Annotated in this window: 15 protein-coding genes and 1 tRNA gene; 5 read left to right on the forward strand and 11 right to left on the reverse strand. The window is 40.1% G+C overall.

The features are described from left to right. Positions 1 to 5 precede the first annotated feature (5 nt). The 5 genes from lon to OFN67_RS02910 all read left to right on the forward strand — a co-directional run bounded on the left by lon (position 6) and on the right by OFN67_RS02910 (position 4619). On the forward strand, positions 6 to 2402 hold the full coding sequence (lon, locus tag OFN67_RS02890) for an endopeptidase La (RefSeq protein ID WP_270868103.1): 2397 nt from the start codon (positions 6 to 8) through the stop codon (positions 2400 to 2402). A 24-nt stretch (positions 2403 to 2426) separates the two neighbouring features. Next, entirely contained in the window at positions 2427 to 2999 is a 573-nt protein-coding gene (hisB, locus tag OFN67_RS02895) for an imidazoleglycerol-phosphate dehydratase HisB (protein ID WP_270868104.1), read from the forward strand. A 285-nt stretch (positions 3000 to 3284) separates the two neighbouring features. Beyond that, the gene (locus OFN67_RS02900; protein WP_270860777.1) at positions 3285 to 3515 is read left to right on the forward strand and encodes a hypothetical protein; all 231 of its coding nucleotides are present in this window, start codon (positions 3285 to 3287) and stop codon (positions 3513 to 3515) included. A gap of 9 nt (positions 3516 to 3524) precedes the next feature. Beyond that, positions 3525 to 3662 carry a hypothetical protein gene (locus OFN67_RS02905; RefSeq protein WP_270860778.1) on the forward strand — a complete coding sequence of 46 codons (138 nt, stop codon included), beginning with the start codon at positions 3525 to 3527 and terminating at the stop codon, positions 3660 to 3662. 3 nt (positions 3663 to 3665) lie between these two features. Continuing rightward, on the forward strand, positions 3666 to 4619 hold the full coding sequence (locus OFN67_RS02910; protein WP_270868105.1) for a PstS family phosphate ABC transporter substrate-binding protein: 954 nt from the start codon (positions 3666 to 3668) through the stop codon (positions 4617 to 4619). Positions 4620 to 4623: 4 nt separating this feature from the next. Here OFN67_RS02910 and OFN67_RS02915 read toward each other — a convergent pair whose 3' ends face one another. The 11 genes from OFN67_RS02915 to rpmG all read right to left on the reverse strand — a co-directional run bounded on the left by OFN67_RS02915 (position 4624) and on the right by rpmG (position 17059). Next, positions 4624 to 5013, reverse strand: a complete 390-nt coding sequence (locus tag OFN67_RS02915; protein ID WP_270868106.1) for a DoxX family protein — start codon at positions 5011 to 5013, stop codon at positions 4624 to 4626. 105 nt (positions 5014 to 5118) lie between these two features. Next, the gene (gene rpoC, locus OFN67_RS02920) at positions 5119 to 9633 is read right to left on the reverse strand and encodes a DNA-directed RNA polymerase subunit beta' (RefSeq protein ID WP_270862322.1); all 4515 of its coding nucleotides are present in this window, start codon (positions 9631 to 9633) and stop codon (positions 5119 to 5121) included. After that, on the reverse strand, positions 9630 to 13766 hold the full coding sequence (gene rpoB / locus OFN67_RS02925) for a DNA-directed RNA polymerase subunit beta (RefSeq protein ID WP_270868107.1): 4137 nt from the start codon (positions 13764 to 13766) through the stop codon (positions 9630 to 9632). The genes rpoC and rpoB overlap by 4 nt, the downstream gene beginning before the upstream one ends. Positions 13767 to 13859: 93 nt before the next feature. Next, positions 13860 to 14237: a 50S ribosomal protein L7/L12 gene (rplL, locus tag OFN67_RS02930; RefSeq protein WP_270862320.1), complete on the reverse strand. Its 378-nt coding sequence runs from the start codon at positions 14235 to 14237 to the stop codon at positions 13860 to 13862. A gap of 23 nt (positions 14238 to 14260) precedes the next feature. Further along, positions 14261 to 14740 carry a 50S ribosomal protein L10 gene (gene rplJ, locus OFN67_RS02935; protein WP_270859325.1) on the reverse strand — a complete coding sequence of 160 codons (480 nt, stop codon included), beginning with the start codon at positions 14738 to 14740 and terminating at the stop codon, positions 14261 to 14263. Positions 14741 to 14865: 125 nt separating this feature from the next. Further along, a complete protein-coding gene (rplA, locus tag OFN67_RS02940) occupies positions 14866 to 15567 on the reverse strand; it encodes a 50S ribosomal protein L1 (protein WP_270859324.1) in 702 nt (233 codons plus the stop codon). 59 nt (positions 15568 to 15626) lie between these two features. Next, positions 15627 to 16052 (reverse strand): 50S ribosomal protein L11, encoded by a 426-nt coding sequence (gene rplK / locus OFN67_RS02945; protein ID WP_270859323.1) that lies wholly within the window; start codon positions 16050 to 16052, stop codon positions 15627 to 15629. Positions 16053 to 16075: 23 nt separating this feature from the next. Next, positions 16076 to 16606: a transcription termination/antitermination protein NusG gene (gene nusG / locus OFN67_RS02950; protein ID WP_270859322.1), complete on the reverse strand. Its 531-nt coding sequence runs from the start codon at positions 16604 to 16606 to the stop codon at positions 16076 to 16078. 12 nt (positions 16607 to 16618) lie between these two features. Next, positions 16619 to 16792 carry a preprotein translocase subunit SecE gene (gene secE, locus OFN67_RS02955; protein ID WP_270859321.1) on the reverse strand — a complete coding sequence of 58 codons (174 nt, stop codon included), beginning with the start codon at positions 16790 to 16792 and terminating at the stop codon, positions 16619 to 16621. 14 nt (positions 16793 to 16806) lie between these two features. Next, positions 16807 to 16882: transfer RNA gene (locus OFN67_RS02960), tRNA-Trp, on the reverse strand. Between the two features lie 6 nt (positions 16883 to 16888). Then, entirely contained in the window at positions 16889 to 17059 is a 171-nt protein-coding gene (gene rpmG / locus OFN67_RS02965) for a 50S ribosomal protein L33 (protein ID WP_270859320.1), read from the reverse strand. Between the last annotated feature and the right edge of the window lie 44 nt (positions 17060 to 17103).

Consider the following 17103-nt stretch of genomic DNA (forward strand, 5'->3'; position numbering starts at 1 on the left):
TTCTAATGCAGTTATCACAAAATAAAAAATTTCCCACAGATTTGCCGATTTTGGTCGAGGACGAGCTGTTTTTATACCCGTTTATGATAACTCCGCTTTTCATAAGCGATGAAAAAAACAAAAGAGCCATCGATCTTGCGATAAAAAACGAATCCATGATAATGGTAGTAAGCTCGACGCCCGAATTTAACGGCGACAGGAGCTTCGGCGGGATTTATCATATCGGCGTAATCGGCACTATCATGCGCACAGTGCCACTTCCTGATGGCAGGGTTAAAATTTTATTCCAAGGCTCTGCAAAGGGCAAAATTCTGCACGAAATTTCGCAAAACCCGCTATTTGCCACTATCGGTATCGTCCATGACGAGCGAGGAGATGAGGCGAAAATCGACGCATCAATCAATGTTTTAAAAGAGAGAGTCAAAGCCCTAAGTAGCCTAACGCATTTTTTCCCAAACGATCTGCTTAAAACTATCGAGGAAAACACAGACGCATCGCGAATTTGCGATTTAACACTAAGCGCGCTCAGGGTCAAAAAAGAGATAGCGTATTCGTTTTTTTCGCAGTTAAATTTAGAAAAAAGAATTTTTGATCTCATCGCCTACATTGCCGATGAAATCGAATCTTATCGCCTCGAAAAAGAGATCAAAAGCAAGGTTCATAGCAAAATCGATCAAACCAACAAAGAGTATTTTTTAAAAGAGCAGTTAAAACAAATCCAAAAAGAGCTTGGCTCAGATAGCGATAGAGAGGTCGAAATCGAAGAATACAGAAAAAAGCTAGACCTAAAAAAGCCATTTATCAGCGATGAAGCCTACAAAGAGATAAAAAAGCAAATCGACAAATTTGCGCGCCTTCACCCAGATAGCGCAGACGCTGGACTTTCGCAAAGCTATCTAGACTGGGTTTTGGAAATCCCATTTGAGCAAATGGCAAAGGAAAAACTCTCAATCCAAAGCGTAAGCAAACAGCTAAACAAAGACCATTATTCCCTAGAAAAGCCAAAAGAGCGTATCGAAGAGTATTTCGCGCTAAAAGAGCTTTTAGAGCTTCGCGGAAGCGTGGATAAAGAGGGCAAACGCGTGAATAATGGCGCGATTTTGTGCTTTTACGGACCTCCGGGTGTGGGTAAAACCAGCCTAGCAAACTCTATTGCAACAGCCTTAAAACGCAAATTAATCCGTATTGCGCTTGGCGGATTAGAAGATGTCAATGAGCTTCGTGGCCACCGCCGCACCTATGTAGGCGCCATGCCAGGGCGTTTGGTGCAGGGTTTAATCAGCGCAAAACAGATGAATCCTGTCGTCGTGCTAGATGAAATCGACAAGGTATCCACCTCGTATAAAGGCGATCCGACCGCTGTTTTGCTCGAAATTTTAGATCCAGAGCAAAATTCAGCATTTAGGGATTATTACCTAAATTTCGATATTGATTTAAGCAAGATTATTTTTATCGCCACAGCGAACGATATTTCTCAAATACCTGCCCCACTTCGCGATAGAATGGAGTTTATCGGGCTTAGCTCATACACCCCGCAAGAGAAATTTCAAATCGCAAAAAACTATCTAATCCCGCAGGAATTAGAGCGACACGGGCTCAAACCAGCCGATATCAGCTTTCACTCTACTGCGCTTGAAAAAATCATCGCCGAATACACCAGAGAGTCAGGCGTGCGTAACCTGCGCCGCCAAATCGCAGCGATTTGCCGTAAAATCGCCGTTAGAATTCTAAAAGATAGCGAATTTAAAAAACTTGCCATAACAACCAAAAATTTAGAAGAATTTTTGGATAAAAAGGTTTTTGAAATCGACGCGGTGAAAAAAACGAATCAAATCGGCATTGTAAATGGCCTAGCTTGGACGAGCGTGGGCGGTGATGTCCTAAAAATCGAAGCGATTAAAATCAAAGGCAAGGGTGCGATGACAATTACCGGTCAGCTTGGCGATGTAATGAAGGAATCCGCTCAAATCGCATTTAGCGTGGTAAAAGTCCTAATCGATAATGGAAAATTAAAATTTAAAAAAAGCGCAAATTTGGCAAAAGACGAGCAAATTTATAACAAATTTGACCTGCATATCCATGTCCCAGAGGGCGCTACGCCAAAAGACGGCCCAAGTGCTGGAATCACGCTAGCAACGGCGATTGCGTCGATTTTAAGCGAGAAAAAGGTGCGCTTCGATGTGGCGATGACGGGCGAGATTACGCTAAGTGGGGCCGTGCTTGCAATCGGCGGATTAAAGGAAAAATTAATCGCTGCGCACAAGGCCAAAATCACACACGCCCTAATCCCGCGCAAAAATTTCGAGCGCGATTTGGACGAGATTCCAGATGAAGTCAAAAACGCCATGCAAATCACGCCAGTCGATCACATAGAAGATGTGCTAAAAATCACATTGGTCTAAATTTAGCCTTTTAAAGGAGATAAAATGATAAGCAAAACTAGAAAAACGAAAGAAACCGACATAAGCTTAGAGCTTGAAATTTACGGCTCAGGCAAGGCTGAGATTAGCACAGGAATTGGCTTTTTTGACCACATGCTAACGGCTTTGTGTAAGCACTCGCTAATGGATATGAAGCTTGTTTGCAAAGGCGATTTGGAAGTGGATTTTCACCACAGCGTCGAAGACTGCGGTATCGTGCTGGGTGAAGCTATAAAAGAAGCGATTTATCCGATTCAAAATGTCGAGAGATACGGCGATAGCGTGGTTGTTATGGACGAAGCGGCAACTAGCTGTGCAATCGATCTTTCAAATAGAGCATTTTTGGTTTATGAAGGTCTAAAAACCGGCAAAATCGGCGAATTTGACGCCGAGTTGATAGCTGAGTTTTTTAGAGCCCTTGCGTTTAACGCTGGTATCACGCTACATCTCATAAATTTGCGTGGCGAAAACGCTCATCACATAGCAGAAGCCACATTTAAGGCATTTGCAGTGGCATTTAGAAGAGCAGTGGCTAAAAACCCACGCACAGGAACTCCAAGCACAAAAGGCGTATTGTAGCGTATGGATATATTATTTGGGATTTTTGGATTTTTTTGGATACTTTCGTATTTTTTATTTATCCCAATTAGTATAACAATAGTTTTGTTAATCATTTCATTATATGGTTTTATTGAGCTAAAAAAAAGCGATAAAGAGAATTCGGATTATCAAAATTTAAAAAAAGTAGTCTTAAAATTTACCATTATAACCTGCATTTGTGCAGTTATTACAATTGATTTATATATTACAAATTTAATATTCCAAAAGCCAATTTTTCATATGTAAATTTAGGAAAATTTTAAAATGAGCGATTTGTTTTTTGCCGAACTTTTGTGGGGAATTCCGATTTTATTGCTTGTCGGAGTTGGAATTGTCGATAAAAAAATTAGAGCTTATCTTAAAGCAAGGGACGGCTCAAAACTTACCAACACATTGATTTATATAATTTTATCTCTTGTAATTGTAGCGATTGTCCTTATTTCTTCTTTTGTGGTGCTTATGATTTTAATGTCATTGCCCGGTGCTACAATGTAAGGAAAATTTATGAGTGATGAAAAATTTTATAAAATAATCCTTGCGATTTGCGTTATTTGGGCATTTAGCGTGGCTGGACTGATTTCTTATACTTTTGATTTGCAAAGCAAATGTTCGATTATTTCGTATATCGCAAACGGAAAATAAGCCGTGAAAAAATCTCAAATTTTAATAATCATTTCGCTTATTTTAGCGTTTTTGGCGTTTGATTTGGCGTTTTATCACGGCATTACCAAACGCTACAAAAACTCCACAAACCCCGAAATGCAGGCAAAATCAATCGAAATTAGCAAATTTTTGCCATTTGATGAAAATTCACACATTTACAAAACAAAAGCAGACTTAAATTTACAAGGCGACTTGCCCGTCATCGACGGAGCAGCGGCACTTTTCCCTGTGTTTTCAGCTTTTGTGGGTGCGATTTATCCAAAAGATAGAGTAGAATTTGACGGCGAAAATTTCAGCGAAAAAAGCAGACTAAAATACACAAACACTCGTGGTGCTTATAAGGCAGTGGTTGATAAGAAAGCAGATTTGATTTTTGTCGCAAAGCCCTCAAATTCGCAACTACAATACGCCAAAGAAAATGGCGTGAATTTAGAATTCGTGCCAATCGGGCTTGAAGCCTTTGTTTTTATCGTCCATAAAGATAATCCCGTATCAAATTTAAGCACCGCTCAAATCAAGGAAATTTATAGTGGAAAAATCACAAAATGGTCGCAAGTAGGTGGGGCAAATTTATATATTGACGCCGTGCAACGAAACGAAGGCAGCGGTTCGCAAAGTGCGATGAGCGCGTTTATGAAAGATGAAAAAATGAAGCGAAACACGCTTGGATTTTTTGGCTCAGCCATTGGTTTTTCGTTTCGTTACTATGTCGAAACTCTCGTCGCAAACGGCAAGGTTAAAATGCTAAGTCTAAACGGCGTGTATCCAAACAAAAAAAATATCAAAAACCGCTCATATCCGATAATAGGCGAAATTTACGCCGTGTATGACAAAAATAACAAAAACGAAAATATCGCCAAAATTTTAGAGTGGATTTTGAGCCCGCAAGGGCAAGAAATCATCGAGCAAAGCGGATATGTGGGGGTAAAATTTTAATTCACTAATCCCTTGCCACGCTAAATCGTCCGCCACCGCAGGCTAGCAGACAAAGAGAAATTCCGATATAAAGGTATAAAATTTCAGCTTCAAATCCGCCGTGTTTTGATAATGCCAAAAAATCAGGGTGCGCTAGATAAAATATCACGCCGCACAGCCCAAGCACGATGAGCGCGCCCACGCGGGTGAAAAATCCGATGATTATCATCACGGGTGCGACGATTTCGCCCAAATACACGCCATACGCGATAAACTCAGGCAATCCCTTTGCACCCAGCATGCCCTTTATACCGCCCACGCCGTTCATTATCTTTGCCACGCCATGCATAAAAAGGCAGACTCCAAGCGTCAAACGAAGCATTAATAATCCGAAATTTGGAAATGATTTAGGCATAGGTAATCCCTTTTGTGGCGAAATTTTAAAATTTTAAAATTTGGCAAAATTCAAGAATTCTAAAATTTTAAAATTTAAAAAAGGGGCGAAATTTCGCCCCCAAAATTATTTTTTAAGCTTGACTTCTTTGTCTTTGTATAGACCGGTTCCGACTGGGATTATGTGACCTAAAATGATATTTTCCTTCAAGTCCTCTAATCTATCAAATTTCGCCGCGATACTTGCCTCGGTTAGAACTTTGGTAGTCTCTTGGAAGGAAGCAGCCGAAATCACGCTATCGCTTCCCACAGCCGCTCTTGTGATACCAAGAAGCACTGGCTCAGCGATCGCTGGCTCGCCACCCATTTTCATAATGCGCTCATTTTCTTCTTTAAACCTGCGGCGGCTGATTAAATCGCCGATGATTAGCTTAGTATCGCCACTATCTATAATGCGGACTTGGCGAAGCATTTGAGATACGATGATTTCGATATGTTTATCGTTAATCGCAACGCCTTGTGAGCGATAGACTTGTTGAACTTCGCTAACTAGGTAGTAATGAAGTGCCTTTTCGCCCAAAATTCTAAGCACATCGTGTGAGCTAATAGAGCCGTCAGTTAGCCTTTCGCCAGCATGGACAAACTCGCCGTTTCTAACCTGAATTTGGCGAGATTTATCGATTAGATACTCAGCTACTGTGCCGTCCTCGCCCTCGATGATTACGCGCTCTTTTGAGCTCATAGGTTTGCCAAATCTCACAGTTCCGTCGATATCAGCGATGATAGCGGTATTTTTTGATTTGCGCGCTTCGAAAAGCTCAGAAACGCGTGGCAAACCACCTGTGATATCTTTCGATTTCGCAGCGGCTTTTGGCGTCCTAGCTAGGATATCAGCAATCGCTACCTCATCTCCACTAGTTGCAAGAATTTGAGTTTTTGGTCCGATATTGTATTTCATCGGCTCGCCCTTGCTAGGTGTGATTACGATAGCTGGTTTTACGCCTTGTGGTAAATACTCATTAATCACCAAACTACTATGTCCTGTCGCTTCATCGTATTGCTCAGTAGCAGTGTAACCTGGCTCGATATCCTCGTAGCTAACCACACCAGCGCACTCAGCTACCACAGGGGTAGTATATGGATCCCATTGAGCGATTACGGTGTTTTCTTCTTTTTTAGGTTTTGCGATGATATCATCAAATTTAACCTTGCTATTATCGTTAAATACAAGCACAGATTCGCGTGGGATATAGTGTCTGATAGCCTCTCTGCCGTTTTCATCAGAGATTACAGCATACATACCTTTTTCGGTTACGATATTTCCCTTTTTGATATCTTTTAGACGCTCTAAATAATCGCCTTTTAAGATGAAATATTTGATCTCGCCAACTGCGCCTGATTTGATTTTTTGAGTTACAGGCTCGCCGTCTTGGACGCAAATTTCACTAGCAAACGGCACGCGAGCTGGGATATTCCAGTCTGTTTTGATGATTTCGACCAAACTCTCGTTTTCTTCGATATTATCGCCGTCTTTGCAAACGATATAGTATTTGCCCTCGACCTTACCGCTAACACCAGCTAGCTCGTTTGGTTTAGCCAAATCGTGGCGGCGGATATTATATTTAACCTCATCTTTTTTGCTTTTTACAGAGATATTGACATCATCGTGAGTTACTTCTATGCTTACCTTACCGCTAAATGGAGCTTTGATTTTTGGTTCGACCAAAAGCACAGCCGCATTACGGCGATTCATTACGATATTTTTGCCATTGTTTTCATAAGTTTTGACATTGTAATATCTGATATAACCCTCATCGCTAGCGATAACCTTATCTGCTTGTTGATCAGTAGCAGCCGTTCCACCTGCGTGGAAAGTTCTTAGCGTTAGTTGCGTTCCTGGCTCGCCGATTGATTGAGCTGAGATGATACCGACAGCCTCGCCTGGTTTTACCAGTTTGCCTTCGCCCAAATTCACGCCATAGCATTTAGCGCAAACGCCCTTGTGAGCCTTGCAAGTAATCGGAGTGCGAATGCTAACTGATTTAATTCCAGCATCTACGATAGTGCGAACCTCTTTTTCGCCAAGAAGTGTGCCCTCGGTAAATAAAATTTCATTTGAAACCGGATCAATCACATCTGCACTTAGCACGCGACCCAAAATTCTATCGGCTAAATTCTCGACCAAAGTTCCGTTTTCGACGATTTCAGTTACTTCGATACCCTCGTGTGTGCCACAATCATGGATTGTAACGCGGACATTTTGAGCGACATCGATTAGCTTACGAGTAAGGTAACCAGCATTTGCCGTTTTAAGCGCAGTATCGGCTAGACCCTTTCTCGCACCGTGGGTTGAGATGAAGTATTCGTTCGCATCTAGTCCCTCGCGGAAATTTGATGTAATCGGGGTCTCGATAATCGAGCCATCTGGCTTAGACATCAAACCACGCATACCAGCTAATTGGCGAATTTGCTCTGAACTACCACGAGCGCCACTATCAGCCATCATATAGATTGAGTTAAAGCCGTCTTTGTCGTTTTTCATCAAATCCATCATCTCATCGGCTAGTTTTTTAGTCGTGCTTGTCCAAATTTGAATAGTTTTATTGTATCTCTCGCCCTCAGTTAGCAAACCGCCAGAGTATTGGTTTTGGACTTCGCGGACTTGATTTTTCGCGTCCTCAATCAAATTTGACTTAGAATTTGGCACGATGATATCTGAAACAGCGATTGAAATTCCGGCTTTTGTAGCGGATTCGAAACCTAAATTTTTAAGATTATCTAGGAATTCAGCACTTACTTCCAAACCGCCATTTTTATAGACATAATCGACTAGTTCTGCGATATCTTTTTTCTTTAATTTTTTATTCCACAATGTATCTGGGATAAAATCAGGCAAGATCGATTTGATGACCAATCTACCAGCTGTCGTAAAGATAATGCGACCATCGACCATAGTTTTGATTTTAGCGTGGATATCGAGAGAATTCGCCTCCACAGCGACCATAACCTCATCGACATTGGCAAAAATTTTGTTTGTGCCTTTTGCACCGGCTTTTTCAAGGCTAAGATAATAAATTCCCAAAACCATATCTTGCGAAGGCACAGCCACAGGCTTACCGCTAGCTGGAAGCAAGATATTCATAGAACTTAGCATTAAAATTTTGCACTCTGCGATTGCTTCTTGGCTTAGTGGGACATGCACAGCCATTTGGTCGCCGTCGAAATCAGCGTTGAAAGCCGCACAAACAAGCGGGTGCAAACGAATAGCCTTACCCTCGATTAGGACTGGGTGGAAGGCTTGGATTGACATTTTGTGAAGTGTCGGCGCACGGTTTAGCATGACAGGGTGGCCTTTAACGACCTCTTCTAGGCACTCCCAAACCTCATTTACCTTGCCCTCAATCATTTTTTTGGCTTGTTTTACGGTTGTTGCATAGCCTTTTTCTTGAAGTCTAGCTATCAAATGCGGTTTAAATAGCTCTAATGCCATAGTTTTTGGCAGACCGCATTGATCCATACGCAAATTTGGACCTACGACGATAACTGAACGACCTGAGAAATCGACGCGTTTTCCAAGCAAATTTTGTCTGAAACGGCCTTGTTTTCCTTTGATAATCTCACTTAGAGATTTTAGCGGGCGTTTGTTTGCGCCTTTTACAGCGTTTGCCTTTCTGCCGTTATCAAATAGCGCATCGACAGCTTCTTGGAGCATGCGTTTTTCGTTGCGAATAATAATCTCTGGCGCGTCAAGCTCCAAAAGTTTTTTAAGGCGAGTGTTGCGATTGATAACTCTGCGGTATAAATCATTGACATCTGAAACCGCAAATTTACCGCCGTCAAGGCTAACTAGCGGTCTTAAATCCGCTGGTAGAACTGGTAAATTTGTAATCATCATCCACTCTGGTTTGTTGCCAGAATTTAAAAAGCTCTCTACGACTTTTAGGCGTTTGATTATATTTTTTTTCTTTAATTCTGAATTTGTGCTAGCCATTTCCTCTTTCAAATTTGAAAGAATTTCGACCAAATCAAGATCTGCTAGCATATCTCTGATAACTTCGCCGCCCATTTTAGCCACAAAACCAGTTTGCTCAAATCTCTCGCGCAAACTTTGGTATTGCTCTTCGTTTAATACATCGTATTTTTCGACTTTTTTAGTGTTTTCGTTATCATAATACGCACTACCAGCGCTCTCTACAATATACGCCTCGTAGTAAAGCACGCGCTCTAAATCTTTCATTTTGATATTCAAAAGCGTGCCGATACGGCTAGGGAGCGAATTTACATACCAAATGTGCGCTACTGGGGTAACTAGCTCGATATGTCCCATGCGTGTGCGGCGAACCTTCGAACTAGTGATTTCTACGCCACATTTTTCGCATTTCCAGCCTTTGTAGCGCATTTTTTTGTATTTTCCACAAATGCACTCATAATCCCTTACTGGACCAAAAATTTTAGCGCAAAACAAGCCGTCTCGTTCAGGTTTTAGCGTGCGATAGTTGATAGTTTCTGGCTTTTTAACCTCGCCGTGGCTCCAATTTTTGATTTGCTCAGGGCTAGCAAGTCTTATGGCAAATACATCAAAATCTTGAACTCTACCGTCTTCTTTAATTTCAATTTTTTCTAAGCTATTGTTTTCGCTCATTTCTTTTCCCCGTTTCCGTAAATTTCAACATCCAAAGCAAGTGATTTAAGCTCGTTTGTTAAAACAAAAAATGTCTCAGGAATTCCTGTTGTTGGAACATTTTCGCCTCTGGTAAGTGCTTTATACGCCGCCAAACGACCATCGACATCGTCTGATTTGACAGTTAGCATTTCGCGCAAGGTATATGCCGCGCCATAAGCTTCAAGCGCCCAAACTTCCATTTCTCCAAATCTTTGACCACCAAATAGCGCTTTACCGCCGACTGGTTGCTGTGTAACAAGGCTGTAAGGGCCTGTGCTTCTAGCATGGACTTTTTCATCAACTAAGTGGTGGAGTTTGAGATAATACATACAACCCACATTTACGCGCTCTTTAATCTTTTCGCCTGTGCGTCCATCATAAAGCTCGGTTTTGCCATCAGCGTCGATTTTCGCCATTTCAAATAGTTTCGCAAAATCCTCAGGCACGATTCCCTCAAAAATCGGAGCTGCAAATCTAACGCCCTTGCTCCAATCTCTGGCGTATTTCAAAAGCTCTTCATCGCTGATTTTTTCTAGCGTTTTCTTAGCGTCCATAAGCTTAGAAACACTCGCAATATCAATCATTTTAGCGCGAAGTTCTTTTAGCCACTCGCCAGTTTTTTGCTCTAAAATTTCAGCGATTTGCTCGCCCAAACGCCAGCCTACTAGACCTAAATGGCTCTCCATGATTTGACCGATATTCATACGGCTTGGAACGCCTAGTGGATTTAGGACGATATCTACTCTTTGTCCATTTGGAAGGTATGGCATATCGACCTCTGGGACGATATTTGATACGATACCTTTGTTTCCGTGGCGTCCAGCCATTTTGTCGCCGACTTTTAGTTTGCGTTTAGTTGCGACATAGACTTTGACTAGTTTTACTACGCCACTTGGCAAGATATCATCTTTTTCCAAAATTTCGATTTTTTCATCATGCTCTTCTTTAAGCTTTCGTTTTTCATTTTGGAAGTGATTTTTCAAATCCTCATACTCTTTTTGAATTTTCTTAGAATATCCTTTGATAAACGAATTTAGCGTAAAGCGGTTTGAGCTTTCAAGCTCTTCTTTGCTGACAATATCGCCTTTTTTATACTCTTTTTTATTTAGGCTTTGCGCACTTTCTAGCTTGCTTTTTGATAGCAATGCTACGACTTTTAGCATTTCTTCGCGATCTAGCATCAAAAGTCTATCATGGTGCTCGCGCTCTAACTCTGTCTTTTCGTCCTCATAAGCTTTGTTTGTTCTAGGATCTTTTTCATAGCCTTTTTTAGTGAAAATTTTGACATCGATTACCACGCCTTCCATAGAAGCTGTCGCATAGAGTGATTTATTTACCACATGTCCTGCTTTTTCGCCAAAAATCGCCCTTAAAAGTCTTTCCTCTGGGGTTGGTTTAACCTCGCCTTTTGGAGTTACTTTTCCTACCAAAATCATACCAGGTTTGACATGGGTTCCGATTTTGATAATTCCACTCTCATCAAGGTGAGAAAGCTCTTCTTCCTTGATATTTGGGATATCTCTGGTGATCTCTTCTACGCCGTCTTTTAACTCTCTGGCTTCAATCTCTTTCTCATAAATATGCACGCTTGTGTATTCATCAGCGCGAATCATCTTCTCGCTCATTACAACAGCGTCCTCGTAGTTATAACCATGCCATGGCATAAACGCGATTAGAGCGTTTTTACCGATAGCTAGCTCGCCGCCGTCCATGCTAGGGCCATCTGCGATGATTTGTCCCTCTTTGACACTATCGCCTTTGCGCACAATTGGGTGTTGCGAAAATGTAGTGTTTTGGTTAGTGCGTAAATTTTTCTCCATTGAGTAGTGATCGATAAACGGACCTTTTTCATCTTCGCCTAAGATAAAGATATTTTTATTATCTACTTTTTCGACCACGCCGGCTCTTTTGGCCTTAATCGCCTCCCAAGAATCCCTAGCGATTGTAGCTTCCATACCTGTGCCTACAATCGGAGCAGTTGCGTATAGAAGCGGAACTGCTTGGCGTTGCATATTTGAACCCATTAGCGCGCGGTTGGCGTCATCGTGCTCCAAAAATGGAATAAGTGAAGCAGCCACACCAGCAATCATACCAGAGCAAAGGTCGATTAGAGTGATGTCCTCGCGTCTAGCCATAAGGTTTTCGCCGTCTTTTCTAGCTTCCAGCATTTCCTCGATAATCGCGCCGTTTTCGTCTAATTTAGCAGAAGCAGGAGCGATTACATGACCCTCTTCTTGTGTAGCAGTTAGATAAACGATTTCGTCTGTTACCTTACCATCGACAACCTTTTTATAAGGAGCTTCGACAAAGCCTAAATCATTTACTTTTGCATAAGTTGCAAGGGTATTGATAAGACCAATGTTTTGACCCTCTGGGGTTTCGATTGGACAAATTCTACCATAGTGAGTCGGATGGACATCGCGCACCTCAAATCCAGCGCGCTCTTTAACCAAACCGCCCTCGCCAAGAGCAGATAAACGACGCTTGTGAGTAACCTCGCTAAGCGGGTTTGTCTGATCCATAAATTGGCTCAACTGACCGCCTGTGAAGAATTCCATAAGGGTAGTTGTGATGATTTTTGGATTGACAAAATCATAAGGCATAAGCTCATCGATATTTCCGCTAATGCTTGCAAATTTATCTTTTATAGCTTTTTGAACCTTGATAAATCCAAGGTGCATTTCACTAGCTAAAAGTTCGCCAATAGAGCGAATTCTACGATTGCCTAGATTATCTCTATCATCGATAAAGCCTTCGCCATTTTTAACTTTTATCAAATATTTTGCTGTTTTTATAATGTCTTCGTTAGTTAGCACAGTAACATACTCTGGTGTTTCGTTGCCAAGTTTGTGGTTCATTTTCATACGGCCGACTTTTGTAAGGTCGTATCTTTCAGGGTTGAAAAACAGATCATTTACAAACGATCTTGCAGTCTCTTTAACCACTGGCTCGCCAGGGCGCATAACTTTATAAATTCTAATAGCTGCTAAATCGTTTTCATCATCAACGCCTTCGCTTTGTTGTAAAATTTTAAGAGCTTCACTATCTTGGGCAAATGAGTTGATGATAGAGGCATCGACACCACTAGCTAAATCGTTTGCGATTGTAAATTTTTTCTGTGAATTTGCAATAGCGACTAGTTTGGCTTCATCTAACGCAGCAAGTGAATCATATATAACCTCGCCACTATCTTTATCAAAAATCGCGTCTGCTAAGTGGCGCTCTGCTAAAATTTCAGCTGGGTATTCTATAAGCTTCAACCCCTCTTCTGCTAATTTTTCAGCTTTTTTTAGAGTTAAACGCTTGCTTGCTTGGTGCAAAACCTCGCCTTTTTCGTTGATGATATCATAATCAAGTCTGCCAGCATACTCTTTTGGATCGAAATCTGTTAAGAATTTGCCTTTTTTGACATAGATTGTTTTAATCGGATAAAATAGTTTTATAATGTCTTGTTTTTTATATCCAAGTGCGCGGAAAAGTATAGTAATAGGAACCTTGCGTCGTTTATTAATGCGCACATACAATACATCTTTCGCATCGTATTCGAAATATAGCCAGTTGCCGCGATCCGGTATGATTTGGGCTGTGTAGATTAGTTTGTTTAATACAGTCGGGCTCTCTTCTTCTTTGAAAATAACGCCAGGACTTCTGTGTAGTTGATTTACCACGACACGCTCAACACCGTTGATGATAAATGAAATTCTATCGGTGATAAGCGGAATATCGCGAATATAAATATCTTGTTCTTTTATATCTTTAACGCCGATTTTTTCGCCTGTTTTATCATCTCGCTCATGCACGATTAGGCGAATTTTCATCTTTAAATTTACAGAATATGTAAGACCACGCTCCATACACTCTCTAATCGAGTATTTCGGCTTGGAAAGCTCGCTACTTACATACTCGATGCTTAGTCTGTTTTGAGCATCATGAATAGGAAAGATAGCACGGAAGACTTTTTCTATACCACTATCTGCATTTGAGTTATCAAGATTTAAAAAGTGATCAAAACTTTTTTTTTGTAATTGTAATAAATTTGGTATCTCTATATCTTTTGGGACCTTAGAAAAATCAACTCTAAGACGATTACCTGAATATAAGCTATTTAACATTCTACTACCTCGTAGTTGTATTTTAAGAAAGAAGTGTCGGCGCTTGCACACCGACACACATTATGATTTGCAAAACTAATAAATTTTGCGAGATTATTTAAGTTCGACCTTAGCGCCTGCTTCTTCAAGCTCTTTTTTAGCTTTTTCAGCATCTTCTTTGCTAACGCCCTCTTTAAGAACAGATGGTGTAGACTCAGTAGCGTCTTTTGCCTCTTTAAGACCAAGACCTGTAAGAGCACGAACGACTTTAATAACATTGATTTTTTTGTCGCCTGCATCAACTAATACGATATCGAATTCAGTTTTTTCCTCAGCTGCTGCTGCACCTGCTGCTGCACCTGCTGCACCAGCTACCATAACAGGAGCTGCGCTAACGCCGAATTTCTCTTCGAATTCTTTAACTAATTCGCTAAGCTCTAAAACTGAAAGATTAGAAATGAATTCTAATACATCTTCTTTTGTAATTGCCATTGTTTTTCTCCTAAATTTTTATTTTATGCTGTTTGTTCTTTTTTTTCTTTAAGCGCATTTAAGCCGATTGTAAAATTTTGAATCGGTGCGTTCCAGACTTGAAGTAACATTGCGATAAGTTCGTCTCTGCTTGGCATTTTTGAAAGCGCGCGAACTTTTTCGATGCTAGTAACTTCACCATCGACATAAGCAGTTTTAAGTGCAAATGCTTCGTTTTTCTCTTCAAATTTAGCAGCAACTTTACATACTGAAAGTTGATCGCCCCATAAGAAAATATTTGTATCTTTGAAACTCATACCATCTTTTTCGGCGTTTTTCAAAGCGATAGCTGCTAATGTATTTTTGATAACTCTGACTTTTACATCAAGCTCACGAGCGCTATTTCTAAGTTCTTCTAGTTTTTTAACATCTAGACCTTTGAAATCAGATATAACAATAGCTTCGCTATTTTTGAAAGCTTCGCTTAGTTCTGCTACGATTTGTGATTTTTCATCTCTCGTCATTAGGTTTCTCCTTTCCGATCGGTGATTTCAAGCCAAGAGATTTAAATTTAAGCTAGTTAAATTTAAATCAATTAAGTCAAAGCGACCTTGAACTATCTCCAATCTAAGATAAAAATTTTAAATTTTTATTTTAAATCAATAACTTCTTGGCTATCAAGAGTAACAGCTGGGCTCATAGTTAGCGAAAGTGCTGCATGAGTCACATATCTACCTTTTGCAGTAGCTGGTTTGTGTTTGTTAATGGCTTTGATAAATGTTGTAACATTATCCAAAAGTTGTTCTTTGCTAAAACTTACTTTTCCAAGACCAGCGTGGATATTTCCTTGTTTATCAACACGGAAATTTACTTGACCACCTTTTGCATTTTTGACAGCTTGTGCTACATCCATTGTAACAGTGCCTGTTTTAGGGTTTGGCATTACGCCTTTTGGTCCAAGAATTCTACCTACTTTACCGACTAATCCCATTAAATTTGGAGTAGCGATAAGAACATCGAAATTTATAATACCTTTTTGGATTTCCTCGATTAAATCATCTGCGCCTACGATATCAGCACCAGCCTCTTGTGCCTCAGTTGCTTTTGCGTCTTTTGCGATAACAGCAACGCGAACGCTCTTGCCTGTGCCAGCTGGTAAAACGATAGAGCCGCGAACCATTTGGTCTGCGTGGCGTGGATCTACATTTAGTTTAAGAGCGATTTCAACAGTTTCGTCAAATTTAGCAGATGCTAGACCTTTTACTGTATCGATAGCCTCAGATATATTGTATAGTTTATTAGAATCAACTTTTTTCAAAAGTTCATTAAATCTTTTCGAATTTTTTGACATATATTTCTCCGCAATTTTAAAGTGCTACCGCTTTTATTTAAATCTTAGCGGTCAAAAGATTAATCTACTATGGTAATACCCATAGAGCGTGCAGAACCAGCAATGATTCTAGCTGCTTGTTCGCGATCGTTGGTATTTAAATCAGCGATTTTTTTCTCAACGATTTCCAAAACTTGCGCTTTTGTTAAAGTCGCAACTTTTTTCTTCAAAGGATTGTCTGAACCTTTGTCGATTTTAGCTGCTTTTTTAATCAAATCTGTCGCAGGCGGTTGTTTTGTGATAAATGTAAAGCTTTTATCAGCATAAACAGTGATAACAACAGGGATATTATAACCTGCCATATCTTTTGTGCGCTCGTTAAATGCTTTACAAAATTCCATAATATTTACGCCTTTTTGACCCAAAGCTGGACCAACTGGCGGACTTGGATTTGCTTTTGTAGCGGCGATTTGTAATTTAATCTCACCAACAACTTTCTTAGCCATTTACTATACTCCTTATTAAATTTTTAAATTATCTTTTCGACTTGTGAATATGAAATTTCAATCGGCGTGCTTCTACCAAAGATAGAAACATTTAATCTAAGCTTGCCGTGAAGCATATCATACTCTTCGACAATACCATTAAAATTCGCAAATGGTCCATCGATAATTCTAACAGTCTCGCCCTCATCAAAATTGATTTTTGGTTTTGGTGCTTGACGATTATTGATTTTTTCAAGAATTATTGCGATATCTTTTTCCAATAAAGGAGAAGGTTTTTTAGCCTCGCCGATAAAGCGACTAACTTTTGGCAAAATTTGAATTCTATGCCACAAAGTAGTGTCTAAATCTAAATTTGCAAAACAATATCCAGGATATAAACTTCTCTCTTTGATAGTTTGTTTTGTGTTTTTGACCTCGATAACATCTTCTGTGGGAACTAAAACCTCACCTATTTTATCTGCAAGCATCTCATCAGCTTTTAGAGCTTCGATAGCATTTTTTACTGCCATTTCACTGCCAGCATAAGTCTGAATTGCATACCATTTATGTGCCATAAAAAAACCTTTCTATGCAGTAATTGCAGTAGACATTAGAAAATCTACCAAAGCCAAAAATAACGCTATGACCACAACCACAACAACTACTGAAATATAAGCAGTTCTTGTTTGCTCTTTTGTTGGAAAAATTACCTTATCTAATTCTATTCTTGCTTGTCTATAATATTCTTTAATTTTTTCCATAATCCCTATCCTCGTGGCAGGGCAAGAGGGATTCGAACCCCCAACCATCGGATTTGGAATCCGGCGCTCTACCGTTGGAGCTATTGCCCTATAAACTTATTTAAGCTTAACTTCCTTGTGAAGTGTGTGTTTTTTTAATCTAGGGCAGTATTTTTTAAGTTCCAATTTTTCTGTTGTTGTTTTGCTGTTTTTATAAGTGCTGTAATTGATATCTCCGCACTCAGAACATTTTAGACCAATTTTTACTCTACTTGAATTTTTTGCCATATTACTTCCTTAAATTTAAAAAAACAGACGGATTCGAAAATCCG

Source organism: Campylobacter sp. JMF_11 EL3, from assembly GCF_027736965.1.
Lineage (GTDB): Bacteria > Campylobacterota > Campylobacteria > Campylobacterales > Campylobacteraceae > Campylobacter_B.